Below are 25,811 nucleotides of genomic sequence, written 5' to 3' on the forward strand. Positions count from 1 at the left end.
GCCGCCTATGATGGCGGAGACGTTTGTGAGTGCGCAGCGATCTGGACGTTTTTCCAGACCTTCCGCTGATAGGCGACATTGTACTTGGGGGTACTGGAATTGTAATTGCCGACCCGCCTCCAGAATTCTGCGGCGTTGTCTGGGGTGTGCCCCCCAAGAGCGCCAGCCAGAACCCAGGCGCCAATATGAATATTCAGGCAGCCATCGTTGATGATCTGCTCGCGCGTAATCCCCATGCGGGCGAGTTCTGGCAGGTGCATCGAATTGACCTGGGCAGGACCCATGTCATAGGTGCCGTTCGTGTTCCGGCTGATATGTCCGACCCGACCACCCTCAGTGAGCAGAATGGCCCGGTAGAGGAGTTCAGGCAGATGATACTGCCTGGCAGCATGCGTAACACAGGCCCCAAGAGAGCCCGTAAAACCGGCGGCAGGGGGGGACACCGGCTTGTCCTGCTCCGAACCCCTGGGCGACGAGCGGGCTGCGCCAGCCCATGCAAGGATCCATGCTCCGGCCGCAATGTTCATGCAGGCGTTGGACCGGACCTCCTCAGGATCAAATCCGGCGCGCTGGAGGATCGGCAACCACCGAGGGTCGATTTTCATCGCCCCAAGGCCCGGCCCCGACGCATGATCTATGACACGCTCAATGGATTCGACCGGCACGCTATAGGCTTGGGCGGCCAGTGCGGCACAGGGCGGAAGCGCTGTCATGGGAGAGCGACCGGATGCAGGTGATACTGGTAAATCAGCCGCAGGATCATGAGTTCGTCGAGAACGTCAGGGAAATAGCCAAGAGCGCTCTCGTCGGACACGGGCCTGAAGTCATACAGGCGTGATCCATTCTGTTCCTGAGACAGTTCAAGTCCCACGCTTTCACCATTATCGCGCTGCGGGAGAAGCTGAATTGCCAGAAGCTCGGCGTTGGGCGTGAGGCGGCTGATCAGGTCAACCAGCTCCCTGAAATGCCAGCCAATGGGATTGGAAGGCCGGGAGATCATCACAAACAGCTTTCCGTTTCTTGACCTCATCAAACGCCGGTGCCGGTCAATGCACCGCGTATAGTATCTGCGATCTTCAGGGGTCTGCGGATCCTTATGCGGGAACATGTCCTTCACCCCGAAGCGATCACGGAAGGCAGCGTGACCGTTTTCGCCCGGTTTTGGGAGAAAGTCCGCAAAATCGGTTTCAAGACAGTGCCGGATCATTCCGGGGGTTGCATGGACCCAGTCGAAGGGCAGTGCGCCCGTGCGCAGGTCGGCGTTCCGGAGAATGGTTGCTGGCAGACAGTGTGTTCCAAGAGGAATCACATGCTTGACCCGATGCCCACCAATCGTTCTTACACCGTAATTAGGCATCTTGGAGGAACGTCGATGCTTGTATCGACGCAGGGTTGTGCGCAAGGACATGAAGAGTTCCGGCGTAAAGTCATACGTTCCGCTCTTCACGCCCGAAACGTCGGGCGTGATCACGGTCTTGGGCAGCGTGAGGGCGTCGCTCATTGGGCGCTGCACAGATGAAGGGTTGAGTATCCATAATTGCCGTACCAGATGGTCTCGATCCCGAGGTTTTCTGTGCCGGCAGGGCAGCTGTAACCGCCCGTGATGCTGTTCGTCCGGTTGTAACCGGCAAAACCATTTGTTGTGGTCGGCACATAACCTGAGATCTGGGCCTGTGGTGCACGCCAGACACCGCTTTGACACACCAGAAGCAGTCCAGAGTTATCATTTTTGGTCGCTAACGCGCCGTTCGGACTGCACCCGTTTCCTGGCCACGCATTGCCATTATCGGTTCCCAGCCGAACAGTGGTGGCTGAAACATTCCCCGCTCCAAGATCGGCCGCGCTGCCGTCGGCATGCTGCACATAGGCTGCTCCAGGTGCCCGGATGGCCAGATTGTCATTGTCGCCATAGAAACACGCATTGCCGACGTTGAAGGCACAGCCGTTCTGCATCACACGCACCGAGTTCTGAACTTCGAGGCGGTCGCCGATGCTGACATATCCCTGATTGTTCACATAGGTGCTGACATTTCCGCCTGTCCCAACGCCGAGGCCGCCTTCGAAATAGCCATCCCAGCTATGGACGCCCCCACCCCAGCCGGTCGGCAGACCCACATAAGGGTCATATCCGCGCGTCCCGATGTTAGAACCAAAATGCCCTTGGCCGGCCCATAGATCAGCCGATGACCCATCATAATGCTGCAGAAAGACAGCGCCTGGTGTTCTGACGGCAGCATTATTGTCGTCGCCGTACAGGTAGGCACTCGCCACCTTCACCCCGCCATAGCCGCCGTTCGGATTGCCTCCTGCGAACACGCCGCGCGTTGCGTTGACATCATTGGCGTTATTGATGCTGTTGCCGCCCATATCCAGCGGGGTTCGCATCGTGTTGAGCTCTGGGTGCCCAGCCACGGCGGTGCGATACAGGTAGTCGTTCGTCGTCACGCCAGCGTCCGATGACCCCGCACCGGCAGAGACCAGACCGACAAGATGCCCGGGGCCAGGGTTGGGGAGGCCCGCCATATTGAAACGCCAGGTTCCGCTTGCGCCGTAAGCCGTGTCGGCCGTCAGTCCACCAAGCATGCCATCATAGGGAACAAAGCCACCCTGATGCCCCGTCATAGACGCGACAGAGACTTCGTCCTTTGGAATATAGGACGTACCGCCACTGCTTTCGATGACGGCACTCAGCACACCAGAGGTCGGCTGCTGGATGTAAACACTCCAGATCTGTCCGTCCGGGTTTGTCGCCGTGAACGCAGGCGGAAGGTCGTGTTCGCTGATGAGCGTTGACAGTGCAATCTGCGTGGTTCCGCCAACCGGAACAGCAGCCGTCAGCTCGCTGGTGTGCGCGTTTTCATATTGTCCGGCTGCCCGGATGAGATCCTGAAACTGTCCGGCGGTCACGGCAAGACTACCCTGACGCGTGCCATTCTCCACCATGGAGTAATAGCGCGGCAGGATCATGATTCCGATGACCGTGGCGATCATCAGCGCGACGATTGTGTTCATTGATATCCCGTGCCGCTCAGGCTGATGTAGGAAACGGCGTCGCCATCTGGCACTGCGACCGGAAGGGCTCCCATGTCACCCGACGCTGGGGTGAACCAGTGCCCGCTTCGCGCTGTTCCAAGGGAAAGATCGCCATTCGCCAGCAGGATTGCCCGTGAAATATCGGCGGCTTCCATAGGCATCCAGGCAATGACCGAGACCGACTGACCCGTACCCGTGATGCTGTTTTGCGCGGTTGTGACCAGGGCAGCGTTGCTGCCAAGGGTCAACGCGCTGAGAGGTACAGAGGATCGGGTTGCCGGATGGTTTTCGAGGTAGAGAAGCAGGGCCGCTTTGTAGGCAAGCCAGGCCTGCGCAGTCTCGGTCGTTGACACCAGGGGGGACGGCAGATTCTGTCGTTGGATGACCCGAAGGCCATCCATTGAACTTGCGGCCATGATCACCAGAGCCAATGCCAGAAAGACGTAGGCCATACGGGCTCAGTTCGAGTATTCGAAGGTGACACTGACCTGCGAAACCCCAGACGTTGCATTGCAGTTATTCGCGATATTCACTGCGGCCTGAGGGTCGGACATTGCGACTTCGGAGCCGTTAATGGCTACGCGATCAGCGTTCTGGCTTCGCGCAAAGGTGGCACACGCATCACCATCGACATTCGTCCACGCTTCGGAATGACCTTGATTCCATGGGGCAATAGTCACCTGGGAGTTGCCCCACGGGCCAAGAATGGTCGATCCATCACCATTTTGCATCGACTTGGGAACAAGCCCCGCCTTGATGGCTACGGAATTGTCGAGCCCTGTGTAGTTGCGCGTGGTCATGCCGCCATTGATGTAACTGGTGATGTTGGTGGCAAGCTGGCTCTGTTGTGATGCCGCGGTGCTGCCGTTGTTCTTTGCAAACACGGCGTAGCCCCCAACAAGGACGGCGATCAGCGCAAGAAGCACCGCCCCGGCCTTGATGAGGAGTGAGACAATCTGATCCATGATAATTCTCCCTGATATGGTCCTGGGAGCATTATCGAACGGGTCTTTGTGAGTGCGGACACAGCCGCGATATCAGTTACATCGGCCCGATATCGCTCATGCCGGAACCGATGTTGTTCGAGGCGACGATCAACGCACCGGCAATCAGCATCATCATTGCATTCGCGAAGCCTTTCGCCGCGGCCGCCTGCTCCAGCGTCGTGAACTCGATCTCATCAGCCCAGGCCCGACTTGACTGCAGAAGACGGTCATAAGCTCCTGTGCCGCCCCAGCTTGCCTCAATGTCGTCAATGACTTCGGGGGACGGGAAGGCGAACCCGGAATCTTCCATGGCTTCGGGCAGGGACATGCCCCTTGGACCCAGACGGTCAAGAATGGCTTCGAGGCGTTCACGAAGCCAGGGTGTGGCAACCTGCATCTGATGGGTGAGGGCTTCGGTATCTGTCATCCCGGCCCGAACCAGCGCAATAAAACTCGAGATCCAGATGTAACCCTGAATATTGCGATAGATGGACCAGGGTGCTGCGCGCTCGAGAAAAACCCGAAGAGGCCCTGTCAGCTTTGTGAGACTGAGCCAGAGCAGTATCAATGCCCCAACCAGGCCACTGAGGATCAGGACACCATTCAGGCCGGTCGCGAGACTACTGGCGAAAACAAGCATATCCTGTGACGTACTCGCTTTCATCTTCATGCCGCCGTTCATGAGTAACGAGGGAATGACCATTTTCGCGATCGTATAAAGGAACGCGAAGATGATTCCGACATACATCAGAGGCTGGCCAATCGCACTCCTCGCCGCCCGCATGATGCGACCTACGCGGGTTTTGATATCGCACAACAGATCCATCGCGGAGGCGATGTCGTCTCCTTTCTCGCCGGAGAGGATCATCATGTATTCGTCATGCGGGATGAAAGGCCTCAGCGCCTCGGCAAAGCTCATGCCCTGGGCGGCCATCCGATGCAGCACCTTGTTCAGAATCCTCGGCACGGAGGTTTTTTTTCTGCGCTCCTGCTGACGGATATACAGGAGCATGATGCGTTCCAGCTCTGACTTCTGCCTGAGCCTGATGGCTATCATCCGATACAGCCGTGCCCTTGTCCGCCATGTAAAGGCGACGTGAATATCCATCCACTGTGCAAGGTCCTGGGTGAGCCGCGGCTTTTCAGCCGCCGCAGACGTGTAGACAATCCGAAGGCTCATGGCAGTTTTGCCCCTGACAGTCGTTCGCTCATGACGGCGTCACGCGTTCGGATCCGATCAACGGTTGCCGTCACGGCGAATGGATCGACAAGCCCCTGGAAGACACGGCCCATTGCTGTCTCGACCATCGACGGATCGGCATCGGGCCGGGCTCTGAACCGATGCCGGGCGATGGCTACGCCATGATTGACGAAGTCAGACATCAACTGTTCGTCCGTTTCGACAACCTCGGCAACCGTGGTTCGACCGGAGATGCCAGTACCGAAGCAATGAGGGCATCCTGGCCCTTTTCTGCGGACCGCGCTGAGATCCTCGCCCCATGTCGGGACAGCTTCGCAGGTCCTGCGTGGCAGTCTCTCGTCAGCGACGGTCCATGGAAGCGAACAGTGTTTGCAAAGGACTGGAAGCAGACGTTGCGCGACGACGCCCCGGACGATGGAGGCATTGCAGGTCGTGCGGAAACTCAGGCGTTCGAAATCCATGTTTTGAAACCGCAGAGGGTAATCGAACGGATCGTCCACATGGAGCGTACTCATCACGAAATGGCCTGTCTGCGCGGAATCAAACGTGGTCAGCGCGACTTCGCTATCGCGCATTTCTGCGATGGACAGGTCATCCGGATCCATACGTAGCGCGGTCCGCAGGCGTGCACGGAACTCACGACCCGCTTCTTCGGATGTCAGGGCATTCGAGATGTCGAGCTGAATACCCCAGTGCATGGGATACTCAGCAGGCTGGGCGATCTCGACCTGGCGCCTTTCAGGCTGGGTTCGGGCTTTGTGCAACGCTAGCTCGTAGAGCAGGGTCGTCTTCCCGGAGCCGGTGGGGCCGGTGCAAATCAGCACGCCTGAAGGCGAGACGGCGATATTCAGGATACGGTCGACCTGGCTTTGCGTGAACCCGTAGTCGAGCAGTTTGAGCTTACCTTCAGGTCTGCGCGGGGTTCGGAACGCGGTCTGCCGCTGCGGCTGGCTTCGTCGATTACCTCCGGATTTCACGTATTGAAGACGGATGACCATGAATTTCCCGCCTTCGGACACCGGCAGGCACGGTCCTTTCACAATACGGACGTTGGCGAGTCCCGTTCCCTTGAGAATATCGCCAGCAATGGCCGCGTCCTGGAACGACAGGTCGCTGTAGGCACTGTCACGGGAGGTCGCCATTGTATACATGGCCCGCAGCAGACGATCCGCGTGATCGTTCGTCAGCTCATGCGCAACCACGAGTGAGCCGTTGATTCGAAACTGCACCTCGGTGTGGCGCTCCTTCCGGTGGATGTGGATGTCAGACACATCGCTTTCTGCCCCTTCGCGAAGAAGAGCCAGTGCTTCATCCCGGACTTCGGCGTCTTCCCCGTCGTCAGTATCCGAATGGCTCCCCGTTTCATGCGCACTCTGAATGCGGGCTGTGACGTCACTGATCGGCTCCCAGACAACCTTCAGGCAATCGAGCTGAGGGTGGCGGCGCGTATTGGCAATCCAGTCGAGAGCGTCTGTTGAACGCTGCAGTCTCTGGTTCACATAAACAGTCTGGTTCACCGGATCGAGATGGATCTGGCTTCGCAATCCTGTTGGAATTGTCAGGACATTCGACGATGTCCCGGCCTTCTTCGGCGTGGTCTTTTTGAGAAAAGCGAGCATTTGTATGGTCTCTCAGGTCTGGCGCTGCACAAGGTGCGGTCCGGGCGACAGTCGGCCGCGCTCCTGTGGCCTAGTTTGGGGTCCGCGGGGATTGCTTCGGCGTCGTAGTGAGAGGCGCAAGCGTGTGCGTGAATGAAACCTGAATCTGCCAGGGACCCGTCTGCGACGCCGACTGGGCGGGCAGGACCGTCCGTGAAAGGGATGTGACCCTGAGGTTCCCGAAGGCGTCCCATGGAATGTCCCGGGGATCAGTCTGCAGCGTGAAGGACATTCGGGTCGTTTCTGTGGGCACCTGTCTTCCGTCCACCAGAAGATTAAGCTTTGACGAATTGAGCGCAGGTGTAACCCCGTTGCGCTGCAGGATGCCGAGAAGCGTTCGTTCATTATAATCCGCTATCGTGTCCTGACGTTTCCTGAAGCTGTAGGACAGAGGACGGTGCGTCACGATGGCGTTTCCGTTGTCCATAAGCTCACCGTCAGGGGCATCAGCCATATCGCCTCCGGTTCGGTACCAATGCAGATCGATAATGTCGCCTTTGCAGGACGCATGATCCAGGGTCCATCCGGCCGCGAACGGAGAGATGGGGATCATCGAGAGGCATCCGTCGATCCATTCCGACGGAGGGGGCTCACGCTTTGCGATGACTTTTGGAACGCGTTTCGCGCTCTCTATCAGGGCTTTTCGAGCAAGCTCCCGACGTTGGTCCAGAACATGCTGATGGTAGAAATACCATGCGATCCCGGTGAGAAAGAAAAGGCCGACGACAATGGCCGCAGACGTATAGAGGGGGGCCAGCGAGGTTGACCGGACCTTGAGAGGTGCGTCCGGAAGATCCTCTAAAAGCGCTTCAAATTCGCGGGACGAGAGAAGATCTCTCTGGTCGAACGGATAGCCGGAGAAGGTTGAGCGAACAGCTTCGATCGCCTCTTCACGATAGACGCCGTCTGACCCCGGCAAAGGGAGCCCTTCTTCGTCGGTGGCAATGACCCAGAACTGGTCAACCCCCACCTCGTATTCGCCGTAATATCGCCCCCCGAATTTCTCGCTGATGGCCAGCGCGAGGCTGTGAAATGGCTCTTTGGTATCGACGGTCTCAGCGGACAGGAACCCAACGTGCTGAGGGTAAGTCCGGCTTTGCACATAGTAATTGCTGCTGAATTCGGCAGCCACCTTGTGGACAGTCAGCAGGGACGGGGCGCGCTCGAAGCTGCGCCATCTCAGATCGCCGACCCAGACCCGTCTCTCGTTGCGGATAAAGAATGCCATCGGACCCTCAGCGCGAGTAGGTCGGTGGGGGGAGCGTGTTTGACGCGCCCGGAATGGCGATGATCTGCGTGCCGCTCGGCTGGCTGCCGGTTGCGTTCAGGCGGCTTCTGTTCCCGTTTGAAGAGATCTGGACGCCTGAAGACGTCACCGCGAGCACGACGCTTCCGTCCGGGAGCGTAACCCCTTTTGAGACTTCAGAGGTGCTCCCGTCTGCAAACCGGAGAATGGCAGACGCCGTGTGATTGTAGGGATCAACCAGCAAAGCGTCATAGGTGGGAGGCTTCGGCAGACTTCTGGGGAGGGGGTGATCCTCATTCGGTGCCTCACGTGGGGGTGGCGAAAGCGGCGGTCCCTGCATCGTATCAAGCGCCGCCCGGGGCGCCTGTCCCTGGACCTGCTTCTCATTCTGCTTGCGCTCGTTCGCAGCGATGGCCGTTGTCAGGTCGGACGCTGCCTTTGCCTGTTGAAGATACGTCAGACAGGCGTTGTTCTGGTCAATCTGCGCCATGCTCAGAACCTCACCTGCGGCAGGTTCGTTGAGGTGCTTTGCGCAATCGAGCGCTGCAGCGTGCGCCAGGCCAGGCAGAGTAAAAACAATCGCTGCTGTGATGAGGTGTTTCATAGGGTGCGAGCCTCGACCGTGACGACAACATGTGTTTTGGAAACCTGGGCGTCGCCGCCGCCACCTGTGACCCAGTTCAGGGCTGACCCGACACCGTTGCGTGTTCGGGACGTTGCGTCGTCGACATATCCGCTCAGGACGAGGGTTGAACCATTCTGCAGAGCCACTGTGTCATCAAGCGACGTATTCGAGCTCTTGGGCGCCTGAAGGCTGGAGCCATTGGACGTGATCGTCTGAATCGACAGGAGTGTCTGAAGGAGGAAATTCACCCTCAGGAGAATACGGTTATCGACGATCTTCGGCGTCACCGACCCCATGAAGCCTGACATGATAACCCCTGGAGACAGCGAGTTGGCAGATCCGGCATTGGTCGCGAGTGTGGTCGTCGTATTGGCAAGATACGTCGTGTTGATACCGTTCTGGAACGGAGCCGTAACGCCGTTGGTCGTCACCACGCCCCGATCATACTGTTCGGTGACGTTTCCGAGTTGCTGAAGCGCCTGGACGACAAACTTGGTCCCGGAGAACTGTCCTGTTGCTCCGGTCGCCGTGTCGAGAATGGATGCGCCGAAGCTGAAGGGGGTGTCCGCACTCTGCAGGGCCGGGATCGCAGCAGGCATCGCTGCCATTCCGAACGCCTTGCCGTAGTTCTTGAGGGCAAGCTGCGGGCTCCATCCGTAATTGCTCTCATGGGAGACTTTGACGGTATAGACGTGGACTTCGACCGCGACCTGTTTCATCAGGCCGTCGTTCAGGTTCTTCATCCAGTCATCGACACGTGCAATCTGGTCAGGCGTTCCGGTGGCCGACAGTGTGCCCAGGCCTTCATCCGCGACGACGCTTGCCCCTCCCGATACGATCTGCGCCGTGTGTTCGATGGTCTTCCAGCGATTGGTCTTGCTGGTGCTCGATACCGAGGCGATGCCAGAAGATTGTCCTGAAGACTGACCCGACGAGCTTCCTGAGCCGGAAGACGCCCCGCTCGCCCCCGAACCTCCCGAGGATGACCCTGAGGATCCTGAGCCGCCCCCCGTATAGGCTATGATGGACGTGTTCGCCTGTGTGTCACCCGCAAAGGCAGGGACCGTAAAGGTCTTGGTGAGCGTGCGGTAAAACTCGACATGGCCGTCGACAAAGCGCTGCCAGACCCCAAAGCGCGTGGCGAGAGCCTGGAACACGCCTTCGCGTGTGCCGTCATACTTCAGCCAGTCACCGCTCCCGCTCCAGCCCTGCTTCGCGCTCCTCCCCTTGCTTCCCAGGGCGGCCGACATGGCTGACATCACTGGCGGCGGGGGGAGATTTGTGCCGTTGAAACTGACGGATCGGGCTGTCTCCGTACCAATTTCCCCACCATCGTCCGCATCTTCTGCATCCGGCATGATCCTGACAGGAACGCTTGTCAGACGGCTGGCCAGAATGGCGGCATCCCTCAGAGAGGTCGGACGTGCAATCGTTATGGCGGCCGGATGTTTCAGGAGGTCCGGAATGGGATCGACATCCTTAATCGCATCTCCAAGGAGCCAGGGCTTGTCGCTCTCTGAAATGACCGGGATGTTCGGGACGTGCTGACGCTCGGCCGTATTCATGACATCGGTTTCGCGATGCTGGGCATCCTGAAAATCCTGGCATCCGGAGAGAAGTGTACCGGCTGCCAGTGTTGCCAGGACTGTGGTGCGTAGTTTCATCGGCCGCCTCCTGGCGAGGTTACAACGAGGTATCGGTTAGGGGTGTGGAACTCTGCCCGAATGGACTTCCCTTCGTCCGACACTGTCTGGATGACGGACGACATGACGGTCTTGAAATCGCCGTTGAAGGTGGTCATGGCTGGCACCATCCAGTTCAAAGAGGCTGGCCAGCTGATCTTCCATCCAGCGCGATCGGCCCAGGCCATCATCTGGTCCCGGATGGGTTGCCCCTCCACGAGCGTCCAGACTTCCGCAGGGGGCTGAAGCTTCACCAGTGCCGGATGCTCCGGAACGACGGGTGCCAGCGCAGGCAGTGGTTTGGCGACGACAGCGTCCGGATGGGGTTGAATGACCGGGCTTTGTGGGGCGAGCTGGACTGGACCGGATGGTCGGGTCTGCTGAGGCTTTTCAGGGGCAGGCGGCCCTGAAACCAGAACGTCCTGTTCAGGGATCCGGAGCGTCAGGGACGCACCGCTCCGGAGGCTACAGCTCCCCTTGCGCCTCAATGCTCCGGTGCTGTCATGTCCGTAAAGGCAGGTTGCAACAGCATCTTCGACATCCAGTTCCACCAGAAGATCTGCCCCCAGGGGAGAGACGGCATAGCGCACGGTCTGCGCCCCCGGATAGGGCATGCCCTGTGGTGAGAGCGCGAAGCCCCGCTCGCGCAGGGTGTCCGTCAGCAGGGTCTGGGCGTGAGCGTCATCCGGGCCGGTATAGGGCGCGAGGCGCAGGACTGTCCGCCCGGCATCGAGACTATGGGCAAGAATGTCCGCGATAAAGACGGTGAGGGCGGACGTGTCTCGAAAGCCGGCTCCGCTGATATGGGACGTTTGCGATGGCGGAACTTCTGCACAAGCGCTCAGGAAAGCGAGCAGCGACGCCGCGGTGAGAGCATAAGGACGGCGCGTCATGCCTTCCCTCCATGAGAAATGCGAATTGTAGGGGAGTCCGGCTCACTGCCGATCAGCAGGGCGTCGCTCACGGGAAGGTCGACGACATAAGAGTCGCCAACGGTTCGATATGGCTGGGTGCCTACGGTCGAAGGCGCCAGTACGACCAGACGGGGCGCATGATTGATCCCGCCCGGAGGGAACTGGATGTATGTGTGAGCGCCCTCACGGTAGATACGCAGCGGCTTCCACGAGGGACTGGCACCGGTCATCTGGAAGTTGAAATCCGGCGTATTCAGCCGGGCCAAAGCCTCCGGTGACGGGGGAGGTTCAGGTTGGATCTGCGGATCTGCGGACGCATAGCTGAAGGCTACGCTTTTCATGGAAGGACCAGTCGGATCGAGCAGTGCAACGTATGCGCGTCGGCTGGTCGCGAGGTGCAGGACCGACTGTTGGGCTGAAGGACCAGGGGTCAGCGCTACAGCCCACGCGGCGTGAATACCCCGGGTTCCCCGCACCAGATCTGTCCGCCACCCAGCCCTGGGCTCAACGGAAAGAGCGTCTTCTTCGACGATCTCTCCCGGCTGCAGGCGCAGGATACACAGCGCTCCATTGGCACAATGTATTCGAGCATAACCTTCCCCATACGCGAACCATGTCAGGCCCGCCTTGCCGGGAAGCGGGTTTGCTTCGTGCGCAGCGGTTGCAGGGGGTGTGACCGGCAGGGAGGAGGGCTGTGGCGCAAGAGTGATCGGGTGTGAGGGCGTGACAGCAAGCGCGGTTGTCTGTCGAGCCGGCGTGTCGATCCTCTGGTTCAGGCTCCCTAAAAAGCCGTTGATGCGATCAAGGCTTTTTTGCAGGGCCAGCTCGGGTGATGGCATCCCCGGGACATCGACTGTCACCGGGGTCTCGGTGTTAGCACCTGCACACCCGCTGAGCGCTGCAAGGCCAACGAGGGGAAGCATGAAAAGAGCGTTCTTCATGCTGACAGTGTGGCGGACTCCTTTGTGAGTGCGGACACCTCGTCCTCAGAAGACATCCGGATGACCGTTCCCAGCCCGACGCCATCCCTGAGTTCTCTGGCAATGTCCTCGATCACGCCGCCAAGGGCGGTGCTTGCATCCTGGCCGGCTTTCATCCGGACGTCTTCGCGGCGCTCAATTTCCTGCTCGGCCGATCCCCTGGGAAAGACCTTTGCGAGGCGTCGACGTGCTTCTGTCGTCCCGAGTGCGTCATAGAGACGGCGTCTCAGGGCGGTGTCCTTGGGGCTGGTAGACAGCGCCCACAGTTCAATCGGCCCCATAAGATTGAGAACGAACAGTTCGTACAGTTCGTGGTTCACGCGCGTCTGCCAGATGAGCGGGGCACCGCTTCCATCGGCACGGGGGCCGTTCAGTCCATTGCGGACAATCGCCTGGGCGGCTGAACTCAGGCGAAAACGCTGGCAGATCTCATTGGCTTCTTCTTCGTCGCCAGCACCCAGAATGAAGCGTCCGGTTGAGTGAGAAATGAGATAGTCTCCAAAATCTGCGAGCTTCTGACTGGCAAGGCCGATTTTCACATTGAGCTTGGCGCCCCGTCGTGCGGCCTCCTCAAACTGCTTCTGGATGAAGGGCGCGCCTGCGGTTCTCTGGAATTCGTCACACTCAATCCGCTTGAAGCTTTCCCGGAACTCCTCGAAGCGCTTGCGATGATATGGACGGACATGGAGCGGGACGTATTGCGCATCATCCGGATGAAGGAAGAAGTTCCGCGAGACGATCTGAAATCCGAGGAGATACATCAGGTCCGTCTGGCGCTGCGCTTCGCCCTGTCCTTCCGGCGCGACCCGGTCAATGTCGATGACGACAATCCGCGCATCCCCAAGATCCAGGCGTGTCGGCTTTGTCAGGCTTGGAAACTTGGCGACGAAATGATTGAGGTACCGCCTGAAAACGTCGATGGAGGACTCTGTCCCGCCTGTCGGGTTTGCCTTCTCGAACTCCAGCCGGATGCGCTCTTCACGCACCACTTCGACCAGGTCGCTGATGACCGGTACGGCAAACTGGGTGGCGCGGTGCGCCATACGCATGTCGCCGGCGTTTGCCAGCATGTCAGCGACTTCCCACCAGGTCGTCGCCCGTGTTGCGGAAAGCCTGTGATGCGCGAGGGCCATGTCAATGCCGAGGCGATCGACCCCTTCGCGATACATCTTGGGACGGACGGAGGGACCAGTGTCCGAGAAATACTCATACGCGGCCGTAATGAGTGCGTCGATCAGCTGGTTCATGCTCTCGAAGTCAGAGCCGTCGAGCGGTTTACAGATCTGCGCGAGAAAATTCGTCAGAAACGTGCGGTGATAGGGCAGCGGCGTGCGACAACAGGTTTCGGTATCGAAAATGTTGTAGGCGTGTTCGTCAATGAGCTGAAACGGAATGTGAAGCGCGAGGTGACGTTCTTCCTGTCTCAGTCCGGCCCTGACCATATCGATAAAGCCGGAGGAGGAATCTCCGACGTCCATCTTGCCAATCAGTGGAAGCCGCGCGCCGTGAGACGTCATGGCAGCGGGGCTTAAAACTGTTGCGAGAAGCAGGGCGTTGGCAAGCATGGACTTACCGCGACGCGAAGGTGCCACGAACAGGTCAAGCACCGCCTCGCGCCCCGATCCGGCCGGGTCATAGGGAACCACGGTGCCATCGTTCGCGCGGAACAGCATTGCACCATCGGACCAGGGCATCCCCGGTCTGGCCCATGGCATCATCGTCAGAATCTGGGACAGCGGGCCTGGAGTTGGCGGTGCGGTTGAGGCTAGGGCCAACCCGGGGACGGAAGACAGAACACCCGCAAGCGGGTCCCCACACACGCGGCTGGCCTGAGCACTGTCCCATGATTGAATGGCCTGCTCGAGCCTGGAGGCGCGGGTGCGGAGCGCTTCTGTATCACCGGCTGACGAGCGTGTCGCGAAGGCCATGCGCAGCTTGACGATGCTGTCGCTCTGGCGGCTGCGCATGGTCTTCAGCTCTTCGAACCCTGAGTTGATGGGGGTGTTGGAGCCGAATTTCAGGAACTGGGCAATCGTATCCTTCCAGAGCATGTAGCCCGGTCGCACGCCTTCAATCAAAGCCGTTGCCCGCCACGGCATGCGGCGACCTGACAGACGCCCTGCAAGCTCGGTAAATGTCGGGACCGGTTTATTGCTCACGCCTGGTACCGGCATTTCGGGAACACGCGTCAGTTCGATCGGGCTCCAGTCGGAGACACCCATGCGGGCCGTGGAGAAGTCAGGCGTGCTGGCATCGTCACGGAAGAGCTGTTCGCGCAGCGGAGGCCAGAGAACATCGGCCGCGTCAGCCGGAGCATCCGTCTCAGGAACGGTTCCGCCCGGCTTGCGAAGCGGCGTGGACGGTGTCCAGGCAGAGCCGATCGTATCGGGGTAGAGTTCATGCCGAATGGCCTGCAGACCCTCCTCGGGGCTGAGAATATCGACCTGCACCGCTTCTGCGCTCAGAGCATCACAGGTCCCCTGCACGAACGTCTGATGGATCGTCCCGAGTTCAAGGCTTCCCAGAAGCGGGTTCTGAGCATCACCCAGGGGTGGGAGGCCCTTGAGATTGCTGGCCCGCTCGCGTTTGGCCTGGGAGACCTCCTGCGATGACAGGCATGCAGGTCTTGTCCAGAGAACGAGGTACGTGCGTTCCTGACGCATGAAAGGTGGAAGCACCTTCTGTCGTTCCGTGAAGATGTCTTCAAAATCGGCGTTCAGCGCACCTGCAACGGTCCGTCGTTCATCGAGGTTTCGCCGGATGCTCTCACTGACACCCTCAGGATCGGCGACATAGCAGAACTGCAAAGCATGGCCGGGTCGACTGAACTGACTTCCCAAAGCCAGACGAAGTCGTGAGGATGCCGCGGCGATTTCTGCCCCGTTGGCGATCCGCCGCATCCCGCGCAGACGGATGACGGTGGCGTAATCGCCCTGAAACGTGATCAGGCCGCGTTGATCGCAGGTTGCCAGATCGCAGAACGACGTCACGTCCCGATGCAGGAAGGTTGATGCAGCGGCAATCGCCCGGAGGACACCATCGAAGAGGGAGGCTCTGGACCGCGCGGGACGCGGTGCTTCCTGCCCCTCTGAGTGCGCTGGTTTTTTACGTAGCATCAGCGTGACACTGCCCATTCTTGAGCCGCGTCGAGATAGCGGCGCGGATTGTCTGGAAACCACGTTCCCCGCATGAGGATCCGAAGCCCGGTTTCGTGAGCTTCCGGGAAAGGGTTACGGGAGAGGCTTTTCAGAGCGGATCGGTACAAAGACGGGCGGTCCGTCCCGATCTTCTCCAGTGCCCCGAGGCGGCAGGACAGAAGAGCCTCGAAGGCGCGCTTTGCGCTCAGCGCCTCGCCTGAAAGCCCCTGATCGTAAACGGTGTGTCCCGCTGCTTTCGCGGCCACATGAAGTGCTGTGACACAACGCCCCAGAGCGCCCTGATCCAGATGCGGGAGCCAGATCAGCGTCGCGACATCGTCTATACCGGGCTCATCGAGCGCGAATGCTGGCGCACAGGTCAGACAGAGGGGTCTGCCTGACACGGTAACTGCTGCGAGCATGTGCTCGCAGCAGGTGCAATGCTCGCTCATCGGTGCTGTCAGATCTTCAACCGTTAACCTTTCAGGGGCGGCCGAAGCCAATGGGCGCGACGAAGGCATCTTACTTGTCGAACTTCATCTGCTGCTGTTCGCCAGTGACGCTCGGCGCGGTACCAAACATCGTAAAGGACGCGGTCTTGGCAAGGAACGGGAATGCCAGGAGAACGCCGCCGCAAATGAAGCCAGCGATGATCATGCCAGGCTTCGATCCGGCGTTCGGATTGCGCTGATGCTGCCACCAGCCGAAGATGGCCATGGCGAGCAGAAGGCCACCACCAATAAAGCAGAAGGCGTTAAGCGCCATACCAAAGGCGTTCATCCCCTTTTGGGTCGCGTCCCGCGTGATGTCGTCAATGGCCTGAGCATGTGCTGCGGAGGCGAGAGCAAGAGACGACAATGCGGAAAGTGCAGGGGCCGCGACCAATAGGGAGCGCTTCAGGTGTGTGCGGGAGGTCTGTGTCATAATGACTCCGGAATAGACGCTCGGGGCGTCGACTGTGGGGTGGGGGTGTAGGGTCACTGCACAAGCTTCAGTTCTTTGAGGAGTGCAGGACCAAGGACGTCTGCGTTCATCACGAGGAATCCCGCTATTCCCATGACCATGTTGAGGCCGGTGGAACTGTTGTTCGCGCCTTTCGCCCGGCCCATCTGGCGCACGATCGCGAAATAGACGATCAGTGCGCCGTAGGCTGCGAAGTAGACGTGAAAGACATTGAGGATGGCTGTCAGGGCGGCCAGCGGGCCACCTTGTGCCGCTGTCATCAGGGCATCCGAGGAAAAGCTGACTTTCGATGATGCACCGATGCCGGCATTACCCTCAAAGCCAAGGGTGCGGTTTCCCATATTGAGAAACTCGGGAAACGACAGGAAAGTCGCACCAACAAGGATCATCATCTCCGGAACCACGCCCTTGGAGAGCAGCCCGTTACTGATGGATGAGCGCTGAAAGATGCCCATGACGCCGCTCAGGAGAAAGCAGCCTCCGCCGACGTAGCAAAGGAACGGAAGCAGCCAGGACAGTGCGGCACCAAGATCCTGAGCGAAGTCGAAAAGCCCTTCCATCTTAGTGGATCAGACCTTTTGGGGTGCGAACGACCCATCTCGATCCTGAAGAGGTAATCGTGATGACCGGCCCCCATCCGGGGATGACAGAACCCGCTTCGACGCGGCTTGCGTTGCCCTGTTCGTCCTGAAGAATGGCAATCCCTGGCGCTCCCGCCTGCACCGTGAACTGGGGGAGATGTACAGGTGCGGCTTTCGGCGCACTCGGTTCCGCTGACGGGTGAGGCTGCGCAACACTTACGGCCCGCGGCGCAACTGGTGCAGCACTGCTGTGATCACGAGCAGGATGGGCCAGAGCGGACTGGCTTGCCTGGAGCGCGCGATCTGTCTGGTCTTCGTGATGCTGAAGCTCGTCAAGGCGTCCCTTGAACTCGCCTAGACCGCGGTTCAGCGTCGCCGTCACATTGTCCTGCATGGCGTCGACGTTTTTCTGCAAGGCCGCCACATGATCATCCAGCGCTTTCAGCTGTTTGGCCATTTCCAGCTCGAGGGCGGCGTCCGGTGAAGGGGATGCGACGGAAGGCACGGGGGCCGCAGCCGGAGCGCCAGACACAGCCGACTGAGCCTGAGGCGCGGGGACGGCCTGGCTCGGTGGGACCGTTGGGGCGTTCGGAGTTCCATCCGCGACGGCGGGCGGTACGGGAACAGCTGGAGCCGCTTTGATCTCAGCCGGCTTTGCTGTGGCTGGGGGATCAACCGGGGCTGTCATTCCCTCGCCGCCGAACGGGTCGTCGTTCTGAGCGAGAGAGGGTTGCTGGCCCCGCTTTTCCGGGACGTCGGGCGTGCCAAGCGCTGGTGGTGCCAACGTAAAGGCCGATTTTTGAGCCGATGGGACCGCTGGTGCAGCTGGTGTGGTGGTGATCGATGCGCGTGGTCTGTCATTTACAAACGGGATCGGGACGCCAAAATGTGCACCGACCGCGACAGCACCGCCAAGCAGACCTCCAACCCCAAGCACCGCCAAAGCAGTACCGACCAGAAGTCTGCTTCGTGGCGCGCGCGGAGCACGATCTTCCTTGCCACCCTGCGCATTCAGAGGCTTGCGGCGGCTCGCTGTCGTTTCCTCTGGCGCATCTGCCCGGTTGTCTGACAGCTCTGCCTCCTGTGGCATCGGGCCGTCCCCGGCCTGTTTGCCGGTCCCGTCCGTGGAGCGCTTTTGCGGTCGCAGCATCTCCACAACCTCCCCTGTGTCCTCACGGCGCATTGCGTTTCCTCGCATGCTAATGGTCCCTCCTGTGTCGTCCTTGCAGGATGCCAAAGGCCGTTGTGAGTGCAGTCAGGGGGCGTCCACCGGCTCTGCGAAAATAACCCCGATAGGATCATCTTTATGAATAAGGACTGTGGGGTTCTGAGGCGTTTGCTTTTGCAGGATCTGGCCCATTTCCTGTCCAGCCCGTCCGGCAGCAACACCAAGCTGTTGGGGCAGGGTCAGATGCGTGAACGAACTCACGCCCAGCCCGCTGGTCACACTGTTTGTGTTTGAGTTCTGCATCGCGTTGCCGAGACCTTCGACAAAAGCCGCTGCGGCCGGAAGAAAGATACGCGTTGGGAGATGCTCGTGAACTTCCGAGGCCAGGCCGGTTTCCATGGTGTCGGGTGCGACTGCATAGGCTGAAACCGGCAGAGGATCGCTGTCACCGATCATGAGTTTATCGAACTTGATGACCAGGCGCTCGTCCTTACGCTCGAAAGATCCCGACAGCCTGTCGTGAGTGAGTGGTCCTGAATCAATCTCGATGAGAACCGGTGTTCCGGGATAGTCGCTGTTAATTCCAAGAACAAAGTGGCCATAGACGCCTCTTCCGGCAGCAAGGAGCCTGTGAGTTGCCGGCTTCACTGTTGCCACATTTTGCTGTGACCCGGTTCCACCTGAGGAGGTCGCTTGTGGCTCCTGAGTGAAAGACGTGCTGTCCTGCCTGTGGCCACCTGTTGCCGCGGTTTCTGCTGGAAGTTCCATGTCCAGTGAAGCGGACCTGCCGCTCCACGCAGCCAACAGCTCGACCTCCTGTGCTTCGGAGAGTTCTCCTGGCAGTCGCTCCCGGCTCGCGGGCCGGTCAGACGCAGCCTTTGTGCCTTCCGGCGCGCGGGTGAACTGATTAATCGCAGGAGGCGGAGGTGGCGCTGGCCGAGGCGTTCCGGGGGGCATTACGCCGGCAGTTGATGCAGAACCAGTGCCAGGCATCCGACCCAGCAGAGGGGCTTTATCGTCCCCCAATGGCCTGTTTGTCGTCAGCGCGCTTGCAAAAGATCGTCCACTGGCCTTGGCCGCGTCGGCATCAGCCTTTTCCTTCTCAAGCGTTGCGTTGTCGAGCTTGTCGGAGTGGTTGTTTCCGCCGGCTGGCGGCGCAAGAGTTGGGGTCTGCAAAGCCGCCGACTTCGGTTTTGGCGTCGAGCCGTGGCTCATCATGTACCATCCCCCCGCGGCAAAAACGAGAAGGCCTGCGGCCGCGAAGGCCGGGCGACGAGACGCCTTGAAACTGGTGGCAAGGCCGCTTGCAGATGCGGCCGGTTCTGGATGAGCTTCGCTCACGGGCCGTCCTCCGATAGTGTCGCAGAGACGATCCGGGCGCCTGAAGACAGGAGCACGTTTGATGTCTCGGGGATTTCGTAAATTCCGATGCCGTACTCGGTCTCATGGGCGCTTGGGGCGGGAGAAATCGGCGTGTAATCCGTGCGGAGGTACATCTTGTCGCCGAGCTTCCAAGCCCGGATCCGGTCCGGGCTGACGCCGGAAACACGCAGCGGAACGGCATCGGCCGGTGCCGCGCCGTCGAGCATGGCTTCGAGGTTGCGATCACCCGTCGCTGGCGCGTCGGGCTCGGAATTGGGCGCATCCTTCGCGTTTGGACCGCGTGCGGCAACCCGCACCGTCAGGTCCGCGTCATAGGCGCCCGTTCCACTGATGATCATGAAAGAGATCGGCTTTGGCGCGCCCTTGAGATTGACCAGGACACCACCATGAGCATAGCGCGACACGGGCGTCAGCTGCAGGACGTTCGAGCCCGCCTCCGGAACGCAGGCATTGATTCCGACACTGCGCACGGCCGAGTTCTGACCCTGACCATGAGCGTCGCAGCCACCGCTTTTATTGGTGGCAATATCCCAGGCAATCGGCCATGCCTGACCCGTCTCATCGAGAAACGTGATCGCCGCGGGATAGTCCTGCGCTATCCTGATGATATTGGTCTGAGCACCCGGGGCGAGGGAAATACGCACAGACCGCGACACAGGGGTGGCCAGACGGTGAGGATCTTCTGCTGCGTCCAGGTTCTTCTGGCCCTGATCGACCCGGTCATAGAAGTGTTGCATCGCGCTGGGAGGCGGCGGCAAGCCTTCATAAATGGGATCGACCCGAGGTGCGCCGTTGCTGTCCCGCGTGGTCTGTGCGCAGACCACCGTTTCGGGACCTGCTAGCAGCAGAAGCCCGATGACCGCTCTAACTGTGATGGTCATTCAGCCCCCGTTATCGGCGGCGCGAGGCGCGTTGAGTTCTGTGATGACAAGCCCGTCAGGATGCTCGGGGCTGTTGGTGCGCCTGATCGTCACATCCACCGACAGAAGGTTGGTGGTCGAGCCGGAGGCATTCTCCCATTTGAGCAGCATTGGAAATGAGACGTGCCACTCGTAATCGCCGCTTCTCGTTTTTCCTTCGGATCGTATCGATGGCGCACTTTTCGGCGTGGCGGTCAGGAAGACACGTTTGGCCTTGATGAAATCAATATTTCCCGGCCCGGAAAAGGACTGAGCCCAGGCGTTCCATGCGGGAAGGTCGAAGTCTTTCGCAGAGGCATCCAGATGCTTGGCGTAACTTACGAAATCCATCGTATAGAGATTGGTGACTTTACTCGCTGCCCAGTTGATGACCTCGGAGTCAGAAAAATACGGCTGGTCCGTGACGATCAGCTCCCGGGGTTTCCCAAGCGAGTCATGATAAATGTAACGGACGTGCGGTGTTTTCATTACCGATACGGTAAGGGCCAGTCCCAGAATGACGTTGAGGACCAAACTGCCCGAAAAGGCAATGAGAACGCGCTTGACGATGCGTTGGAGGAACTCCGGATCGAGAAGTCTCCGGCTGATGGCAGCGGACGCATTACGCATCAGTGAAAGCATCCCGATGCGCGGCGCTCGACAAGACGACTGCCGAGGTAGCTGTAATGTTGCTGGCGGCGATCCTTCGGATGCTGGAAAAACACTGTGTTCGTGATGCCAAAGGTCCTTGCGATCATCTGGCTGGCAAGTGTTGCATTTTCGGCAACAGCAAACGGGTTTTCAGTCGGAGAAGAGCGTAACAGTGTGAAACCGGCCCGGCTTGGAAGCCCAGCCCTTTTAGCGGCCATGCACACGGTATTATACTTCAGTCCGAAGTATTCAGCGATAAAGGCAGGCGAATAGAGCCTCTTCCACAGATCAGCCAGCAGATGCAGGGACTGGGTGTTCCAGATGGCTCTTCCAGACGCTGTTTTAGGAAAGACGCCCGGTATTGCTGATGCAGGACTGTGGTGTCGCTCATTAACGATGTCGGTATTTTTTCGAGCTTGCGCAGCACGTTGGCGCTTCAGCGTCAGCGGACGGCGCAATCCCAGTCGCTTCGCCTTGTTCGCAACCGCCTGCGGACTTCTCCCGAGTTTCGCGGCAATGACCTTGATCGTGGTGTCCGTCGGATAGGATACCGTCAGCTCCATCGTCTCGTCGTGAGACCATAGCCTTCTGGTTTTCGTCGGCTTTAACGATATTTCTTTACTTGTTGTTAACTCTTTTAAGATCCCAACAGGACGGAAGAACTTGTTAAACGGCAAACCGATCCACGGTGGAACCATTCCGCCTTGAAACTCCATTTCTGCAATGCTTGCCTGCATGATATTCTTTACATCCGTCGAAGCGTTAATCTATCGTCAAACAGCCTAACCGCTCGCGTCGCAAAATGTTACCAACAACGGGTCGTTTTTGGGGAACCGTGTATTTTTGCAACAGTGCGTGGAGAAGGCAGCGGAGTCCGGAAAATGGCCGCGTCCGCGTCTGGGGAATACCCCCATTCCATTTTTGCATGGCTCACGATCTGATTTTTGTAGCTTCCCGTTCCGGCTTCGGAATGTCTCGCAAAGACGTTTTTCGGTTGCCAACCCGTTCCTGCCACCGCGACAGACCGGGCACGCACTCACATCCCCCACCTCTATTATCTCTCAGGATGGAAACCGCTTTGGAGGGTCGAGGTGTCTGGTGAGACGAGAGAGCAGGAAAAGCCCCGGGACGGATGGCTGACAGCAGAGAGCGCGAGGCAGATCCTTGGACCTCTCGTAAAGCCTGTCTCACAACAGAGCAGTTTGCCTTCGGTGACGCCTCGGGGTGCTGCACAATGAGAGTGTGTCGAGAGAGCGCACGTCTGACCGTTGTACCGCTGATCGCCGCGTTTAGCTTCAGTCTGGTGACACCTGCTTTCGCAGAAGACTCTTCCTCCGGCTGCCAGACACTCGTGCAGGCAGGCGCGACCGGGCTTGCTGCAGACCTGAAGGCAGACGACGCAACGATTCATCAGCCTAAGTCCGTGACGAAATTCACCTGCCTGGGAAACTTCTTCAACGGTGTCGGACTGGATGTCGTAACGAGTAAACTGAATGTCGCATCACTTGCCGAGGCGGCGATGGGCAAGATCTGCTCCCAGCTCTCCTCAGAATGGGACAGTCTCCAGAGTTCTGCCCATTGCGGTCTCTCTGTGACGGGTCTGGATACGAACTTCAATCTTGGCCTTGGGGCAGGGAGCTTTTGCCCCAACCTGAGTTTCGGCGGCGGGGGCGACAGCCTGATCAATGCCGGGACGAATACGACCGGCAGCCAAAGCTGGGATGTCTCTGGTCAGAGTCAGCTTCCGTCCGGGTACAGTTTTGAGGCGATTGGCTCGAGCACTGGCATATCCCGGGTGACGCAATGAAGCGCCTTCTTGAAAGAGCCGGACGCCTCGGAGGCGCCAGCCTTCTGGTTCTCACCCTTGCAACCGTCGCGGCCCCGAAGCCGGCTTATGCCTTTTTTGATTCAGCCGCGATTGTGGGCGCGATCAGCACGCTTCAGGGCGCGATGAACAGTGTCATCACGACGGCCCAGAAAGTCCTGAACAGTACGCTTGGCCTCATCAATGGCAGTCTTGGAGATGGCTTCACCCAGCTGAGCAATTACATGAAGGCGCAGGTGGGGGCACAGGAACAGATCGCAGACGCCAACAACATGGTTCAGGCCGAACTTGCCCGAGACGTCCGGGCGGCTCAGCAGCGCGACAACCATGCGACCAACCGGCAGGATTGCCTTAATCTTGAAGGCGGTCAGGCTGCCGTTGTTGCGGCGCGAAACGGCGCCGCCGTCGCGACTGCACTCGATAGCGGCAAGGACAAGCGCACGCAGGCCGGGAAAGGAACGCCGTCCTGGGAAGGTGCAGGGCAGGGCGCGCAGGCCAACAACAACCGCCATTTTACGCTTTACTGCTCAGATGCAGAAGCGGACGCTGGAATTTGCTCGCTTGCCTCTACCGATCAGCAGAATGCAGATCAGGACGCCACCAGCCTCCTAACGCCACCGGCATATCAGGATCAGGCCTCGATCGACCGTGCCAATGACTACGTCACGACACTGATCCAGCCGGTTGCTCCGGCAGCACTGAGAGGGAGTGCTCTCACCTCGGTAGATGGACAGTCTGCCCTCCCGGGCCGCCGTGCCTACAATGCTGCCATTTCGCTCGCCCACCACGTCGGAGACGACATTATCGGGTGGCACGCGAACACCGTGACCCTGAGTGCCGCCCAGAAAGCTGAGGCGGTCCGTGAGGGCTATACCAACACCTCAGTTGGCTCGGAAAGCGAAGCCACCGAGCTGGAAATCAACCGGAAGTACAGTGGCACAGACTGGCAGGCAGACCTGCAGGCGATGCCCTCCGACAAGTCGGTTCTTGTCCAGATCGCTCTGCTGGACGCGCAGCGTAACTGGATTGCCTGGCAGCAGTTCAAACTGGACCAGACCCGGGCGCTGATGGAAGCCAACAGGCTCGCGACGTCTGCTGAACAACGGCTTCGGGCTGTGTCTCCTCTGCCGGTTCCTACCCCAACACTCCCCTGAACATCTCGAATAGGAATGACCATGTCGGGTACTCTCACTCAGCAAGGACCGTTAGGCTACGTCCTGCAGGCCCTTGATGCTCAGCAGTCGACCATCCCCGCAGCAGAGCGCGGGCTTGCACAAAATCTCTCTGACCTGACCGCGCGTCTGCGGGAAAACCCGGGACTGGAAAGCGATCCCAAGTTCACCGTTCAGGTGGCGTGGCTTGTCCAGGACTGGAAAGCCTGGAGTGGAACCGGCGCAGAGCCGCAGATCCCTCCCATTTTGGCGGCCGGCCTGAAGGCTCATGGCACAGATCTGCCGGGGCTGGAGAACGAAGAACTCAAAGCGATGCTGGCGCAGGCTGGCTCCCTTGAAGATCGGGATCTTGTCCGTGATCTCCGTAAAACAGCGCTGGAGATGTCCGAAATGTCTCCGGAAGACCAGGCGTCTGTTGCCGCTGCACGGCTGGCTGCCGTTCTGGACTATCGCATCACCATGGCTCTGTCGGCCACTCCTGCCCGCGCGCGACAGACCGAGCCGGAGCCGTCACCTCGACCAGATGCACAACAGCCGGACCCCGTGGAGACATCGACGCCACAGCCCGCGCCTGTGAGGGAAGCCTCTCCTGAAGTACAGCAACCGGCTTCTGCTGACATGACCCAACCAACCGTAACGGAGCCTGAGCCTCCTGTCGTGGAAAGTGAACACACCTCCCACGAGCCTCAGCAGGCGCCCCGGACACAGCACGAGATCCTTGAGCCGCGCCTGCCCTCGAATGACCCGTTTGAGGACGAAGGATATCTACAGTCTCTTGAAGAAGAGGCAGGTCCTTTTCGGGACGATGAGGAGTTCCAGGGAGATCTTCGCCCTTCTGAGCAGCCGGGAGACGTGAAAGACCCGGTGTCGCAAAATCCTGCACAAGAAGATCGTGCGATGCAGCATGAGGATCAGGGCAACGCCGACCAAGCGGAAAAAGAAGAGCCTCACGACGCTAAGAAGCCACCTACACGCGCTAATGCCGGCGCCCGGACACCTCACCCTGACGCTGATCAAGCGGTCGAGGACAACAAACCGAAGGCGGAGAGCAAACTAAACCAGCCTGATGCGAAAGTTGCGCCAACCACCGCCACGGCGACCAATCGTCGTGGACTGGCCGACTTTATGAGTGGTCTGGTAGGCAAGAGCGACGAGCGCCAGATCCTGGACCGGGCCCGGAAAGTCCAGGCGGCGGCCCGTGAGGTCGAGGAAGATCTTGGCACGCTCAAGCGTGTGGGCCATGAGTTCTTTGAAGTCTTCAGTAAAGCCGCATCAGAGCCCGGCCAGTCAGAGCGTTCTGTCATTGCAGGCATGACCGAGGAGGGGAGTCATAAGGCGCTTCGCGCGCAGCTCACCGCGTCCCTCGAGAAAACGCCCGGCTTTGCAGAGTCTTGGGAAAAACTGCGCAAATCGTCTCAGAGACTGGGCAAGGAAGTCGAGATCTTGGGTGTTGAAGCCTCCAGGCGGGATGCTTTGAGTGAACCCACTGTGCAGAGCGCAGAGGAAACCGCTGCCAGTGTTGGCAAGAAGCTGGAATCTCTTCCGGGCCAGGAGCCGGGCAAAGACTTTCTGAAGGAAGTTGGCGCGGCTCTGCAGCGTCTGGTGGACCGTTTCCATGATTTTTTTACCAAAGATCGAAAGCAGGGTCAGGAGCAAAGTCGCGATAACAGCCCGAGCCCTGAGGTCTGAACACGATGCACCAGTTCA

24 protein-coding genes are annotated in these 25,811 nt (G+C 59.4%); 3 read left to right on the forward strand and 21 right to left on the reverse strand.

All coding sequences use genetic code 11. From position 1 onward, the window contains the following. Positions 1-5 precede the first annotated feature (5 nt). The 21 genes from ABDK74_RS13300 to ABDK74_RS13400 form a co-directional block, all read right to left on the reverse strand. The gene (locus ABDK74_RS13300) at positions 6-713 is read right to left on the reverse strand and encodes a transglycosylase SLT domain-containing protein (RefSeq protein ID WP_156471967.1); all 708 of its coding nucleotides are present in this window, start codon (positions 711-713) and stop codon (positions 6-8) included. Continuing rightward, a complete protein-coding gene (locus tag ABDK74_RS13305) occupies positions 710-1,501 on the reverse strand; it encodes a DUF1796 family putative cysteine peptidase (RefSeq protein WP_346004254.1) in 792 nt (263 codons plus the stop codon). Before ABDK74_RS13305 ends, ABDK74_RS13300 begins: the two co-directional genes overlap by 4 nt. Beyond that, positions 1,498-3,012 carry a shufflon system plasmid conjugative transfer pilus tip adhesin PilV gene (gene pilV / locus ABDK74_RS13310; protein ID WP_346004255.1) on the reverse strand — a complete coding sequence of 505 codons (1,515 nt, stop codon included), beginning with the start codon at positions 3,010-3,012 and terminating at the stop codon, positions 1,498-1,500. The genes ABDK74_RS13305 and pilV overlap by 4 nt, the downstream gene beginning before the upstream one ends. Next, entirely contained in the window at positions 3,009-3,485 is a 477-nt protein-coding gene (gene pilM, locus ABDK74_RS13315; RefSeq protein ID WP_211505941.1) for a type IV pilus biogenesis protein PilM, read from the reverse strand. Before pilM ends, pilV begins: the two co-directional genes overlap by 4 nt. A 6-nt stretch (positions 3,486-3,491) precedes the next feature. Next, a complete protein-coding gene (locus ABDK74_RS13320) occupies positions 3,492-3,998 on the reverse strand; it encodes a type 4 pilus major pilin (protein WP_062106776.1) in 507 nt (168 codons plus the stop codon). A 76-nt stretch (positions 3,999-4,074) separates the two neighbouring features. After that, entirely contained in the window at positions 4,075-5,199 is a 1,125-nt protein-coding gene (locus ABDK74_RS13325; RefSeq protein ID WP_194258085.1) for a type II secretion system F family protein, read from the reverse strand. Continuing rightward, entirely contained in the window at positions 5,196-6,839 is a 1,644-nt protein-coding gene (locus tag ABDK74_RS13330) for an ATPase, T2SS/T4P/T4SS family (RefSeq protein WP_346004256.1), read from the reverse strand. Before ABDK74_RS13330 ends, ABDK74_RS13325 begins: the two co-directional genes overlap by 4 nt. A 70-nt stretch (positions 6,840-6,909) precedes the next feature. Further along, on the reverse strand, positions 6,910-8,106 hold the full coding sequence (gene pilO2 / locus ABDK74_RS13335) for a type 4b pilus protein PilO2 (RefSeq protein WP_346004257.1): 1,197 nt from the start codon (positions 8,104-8,106) through the stop codon (positions 6,910-6,912). Positions 8,107-8,113: 7 nt separating this feature from the next. Continuing rightward, a complete protein-coding gene (gene pilP, locus ABDK74_RS13340) occupies positions 8,114-8,728 on the reverse strand; it encodes a type IV pilus biogenesis protein PilP (protein WP_346004258.1) in 615 nt (204 codons plus the stop codon). After that, positions 8,725-10,413: a pilus assembly protein PilN gene (locus ABDK74_RS13345; RefSeq protein ID WP_346004259.1), complete on the reverse strand. Its 1,689-nt coding sequence runs from the start codon at positions 10,411-10,413 to the stop codon at positions 8,725-8,727. The genes pilP and ABDK74_RS13345 overlap by 4 nt, the downstream gene beginning before the upstream one ends. Continuing rightward, on the reverse strand, positions 10,410-11,324 hold the full coding sequence (locus tag ABDK74_RS13350; protein WP_346004260.1) for a toxin co-regulated pilus biosynthesis Q family protein: 915 nt from the start codon (positions 11,322-11,324) through the stop codon (positions 10,410-10,412). The genes ABDK74_RS13345 and ABDK74_RS13350 overlap by 4 nt, the downstream gene beginning before the upstream one ends. Then, a complete protein-coding gene (locus ABDK74_RS13355; RefSeq protein ID WP_346004261.1) occupies positions 11,321-12,268 on the reverse strand; it encodes a TrbG/VirB9 family P-type conjugative transfer protein in 948 nt (315 codons plus the stop codon). The genes ABDK74_RS13350 and ABDK74_RS13355 overlap by 4 nt, the downstream gene beginning before the upstream one ends. A 14-nt stretch (positions 12,269-12,282) precedes the next feature. Continuing rightward, positions 12,283-15,441 (reverse strand): type IV secretion protein DotO, encoded by a 3,159-nt coding sequence (locus ABDK74_RS13360; RefSeq protein WP_346004262.1) that lies wholly within the window; start codon positions 15,439-15,441, stop codon positions 12,283-12,285. Beyond that, positions 15,441-15,866, reverse strand: coding sequence for a hypothetical protein (locus ABDK74_RS13365; RefSeq protein ID WP_249203171.1), 426 nt, complete (start codon positions 15,864-15,866; stop codon positions 15,441-15,443). Before ABDK74_RS13365 ends, ABDK74_RS13360 begins: the two co-directional genes overlap by 1 nt. A 118-nt stretch (positions 15,867-15,984) precedes the next feature. Then, positions 15,985-16,386, reverse strand: coding sequence for a hypothetical protein (locus tag ABDK74_RS13370; RefSeq protein WP_211569346.1), 402 nt, complete (start codon positions 16,384-16,386; stop codon positions 15,985-15,987). Between the two features lie 53 nt (positions 16,387-16,439). Further along, positions 16,440-16,985, reverse strand: coding sequence for a hypothetical protein (locus ABDK74_RS13375; protein WP_346004263.1), 546 nt, complete (start codon positions 16,983-16,985; stop codon positions 16,440-16,442). 1 nt (position 16,986) lies between these two features. Further along, a complete protein-coding gene (locus ABDK74_RS13380) occupies positions 16,987-18,189 on the reverse strand; it encodes a hypothetical protein (protein ID WP_346004264.1) in 1,203 nt (400 codons plus the stop codon). 72 nt (positions 18,190-18,261) lie between these two features. Beyond that, entirely contained in the window at positions 18,262-19,515 is a 1,254-nt protein-coding gene (locus ABDK74_RS13385; protein WP_346004265.1) for a DotG/IcmE/VirB10 family protein, read from the reverse strand. Beyond that, positions 19,512-20,438 (reverse strand): DotH/IcmK family type IV secretion protein, encoded by a 927-nt coding sequence (locus ABDK74_RS13390; RefSeq protein WP_346004266.1) that lies wholly within the window; start codon positions 20,436-20,438, stop codon positions 19,512-19,514. The genes ABDK74_RS13385 and ABDK74_RS13390 overlap by 4 nt, the downstream gene beginning before the upstream one ends. After that, positions 20,439-21,086 carry a DotI/IcmL family type IV secretion protein gene (locus tag ABDK74_RS13395; protein WP_346004267.1) on the reverse strand — a complete coding sequence of 216 codons (648 nt, stop codon included), beginning with the start codon at positions 21,084-21,086 and terminating at the stop codon, positions 20,439-20,441. Continuing rightward, entirely contained in the window at positions 21,086-21,844 is a 759-nt protein-coding gene (locus tag ABDK74_RS13400; protein ID WP_346004268.1) for a hypothetical protein, read from the reverse strand. Before ABDK74_RS13400 ends, ABDK74_RS13395 begins: the two co-directional genes overlap by 1 nt. 395 nt (positions 21,845-22,239) lie before the next feature. Between ABDK74_RS13400 and ABDK74_RS13405 the strand changes: the two genes are divergently transcribed. From ABDK74_RS13405 to ABDK74_RS13415, 3 genes are read left to right on the forward strand one after another with little or no spacing between them, the layout of a single operon-like run. Then, positions 22,240-22,914: a hypothetical protein gene (locus tag ABDK74_RS13405; RefSeq protein WP_346004269.1), complete on the forward strand. Its 675-nt coding sequence runs from the start codon at positions 22,240-22,242 to the stop codon at positions 22,912-22,914. After that, entirely contained in the window at positions 22,911-24,086 is a 1,176-nt protein-coding gene (locus ABDK74_RS13410) for a hypothetical protein (protein ID WP_346004270.1), read from the forward strand. Before ABDK74_RS13405 ends, ABDK74_RS13410 begins: the two co-directional genes overlap by 4 nt. A gap of 21 nt (positions 24,087-24,107) precedes the next feature. Continuing rightward, a complete protein-coding gene (locus tag ABDK74_RS13415) occupies positions 24,108-25,793 on the forward strand; it encodes a hypothetical protein (protein WP_346004271.1) in 1,686 nt (561 codons plus the stop codon). Positions 25,794-25,811 lie beyond the last annotated feature (18 nt).

The organism is Gluconobacter sp. OJB, assembly GCF_039638275.1.
Lineage (GTDB): Bacteria > Pseudomonadota > Alphaproteobacteria > Acetobacterales > Acetobacteraceae > Gluconobacter > Gluconobacter cerevisiae.

Bases quoted from the DNA above. Each gene is read 5' to 3' on its own strand.
- ABDK74_RS13300 (WP_156471967.1), bottom strand. From the start codon at position 713: ATGACAGCGCTTCCGCCCTGTGCCGCACTGGCCGCCCAAGCCTATAGC.
- ABDK74_RS13305 (WP_346004254.1), bottom strand. From the start codon at position 1,501: ATGAGCGACGCCCTCACGCTGCCCAAGACCGTGATCACGCCCGACGTT.
- pilV (WP_346004255.1), bottom strand. From the start codon at position 3,012: ATGAACACAATCGTCGCGCTGATGATCGCCACGGTCATCGGAATCATG.
- pilM (WP_211505941.1), bottom strand. From the start codon at position 3,485: ATGGCCTACGTCTTTCTGGCATTGGCTCTGGTGATCATGGCCGCAAGT.
- ABDK74_RS13320 (WP_062106776.1), bottom strand. From the start codon at position 3,998: ATGGATCAGATTGTCTCACTCCTCATCAAGGCCGGGGCGGTGCTTCTT.
- ABDK74_RS13325 (WP_194258085.1), bottom strand. From the start codon at position 5,199: ATGAGCCTTCGGATTGTCTACACGTCTGCGGCGGCTGAAAAGCCGCGG.
- ABDK74_RS13330 (WP_346004256.1), bottom strand. From the start codon at position 6,839: ATGCTCGCTTTTCTCAAAAAGACCACGCCGAAGAAGGCCGGGACATCG.
- pilO2 (WP_346004257.1), bottom strand. From the start codon at position 8,106: ATGGCATTCTTTATCCGCAACGAGAGACGGGTCTGGGTCGGCGATCTG.
- pilP (WP_346004258.1), bottom strand. From the start codon at position 8,728: ATGAAACACCTCATCACAGCAGCGATTGTTTTTACTCTGCCTGGCCTG.
- ABDK74_RS13345 (WP_346004259.1), bottom strand. From the start codon at position 10,413: ATGAAACTACGCACCACAGTCCTGGCAACACTGGCAGCCGGTACACTT.
- ABDK74_RS13350 (WP_346004260.1), bottom strand. From the start codon at position 11,324: ATGACGCGCCGTCCTTATGCTCTCACCGCGGCGTCGCTGCTCGCTTTC.
- ABDK74_RS13355 (WP_346004261.1), bottom strand. From the start codon at position 12,268: ATGCTTCCCCTCGTTGGCCTTGCAGCGCTCAGCGGGTGTGCAGGTGCT.
- ABDK74_RS13360 (WP_346004262.1), bottom strand. From the start codon at position 15,441: ATGCTACGTAAAAAACCAGCGCACTCAGAGGGGCAGGAAGCACCGCGT.
- ABDK74_RS13370 (WP_211569346.1), bottom strand. From the start codon at position 16,386: ATGACACAGACCTCCCGCACACACCTGAAGCGCTCCCTATTGGTCGCG.
- ABDK74_RS13375 (WP_346004263.1), bottom strand. From the start codon at position 16,985: ATGGAAGGGCTTTTCGACTTCGCTCAGGATCTTGGTGCCGCACTGTCC.
- ABDK74_RS13380 (WP_346004264.1), bottom strand. From the start codon at position 18,189: ATGCGCCGTGAGGACACAGGGGAGGTTGTGGAGATGCTGCGACCGCAA.
- ABDK74_RS13390 (WP_346004266.1), bottom strand. From the start codon at position 20,438: ATGACCATCACAGTTAGAGCGGTCATCGGGCTTCTGCTGCTAGCAGGT.
- ABDK74_RS13395 (WP_346004267.1), bottom strand. From the start codon at position 21,086: ATGCGTAATGCGTCCGCTGCCATCAGCCGGAGACTTCTCGATCCGGAG.
- ABDK74_RS13400 (WP_346004268.1), bottom strand. From the start codon at position 21,844: ATGCAGGCAAGCATTGCAGAAATGGAGTTTCAAGGCGGAATGGTTCCA.
- ABDK74_RS13405 (WP_346004269.1), top strand. From the start codon at position 22,240: ATGGCTGACAGCAGAGAGCGCGAGGCAGATCCTTGGACCTCTCGTAAA.
- ABDK74_RS13410 (WP_346004270.1), top strand. From the start codon at position 22,911: ATGAAGCGCCTTCTTGAAAGAGCCGGACGCCTCGGAGGCGCCAGCCTT.
- ABDK74_RS13415 (WP_346004271.1), top strand. From the start codon at position 24,108: ATGTCGGGTACTCTCACTCAGCAAGGACCGTTAGGCTACGTCCTGCAG.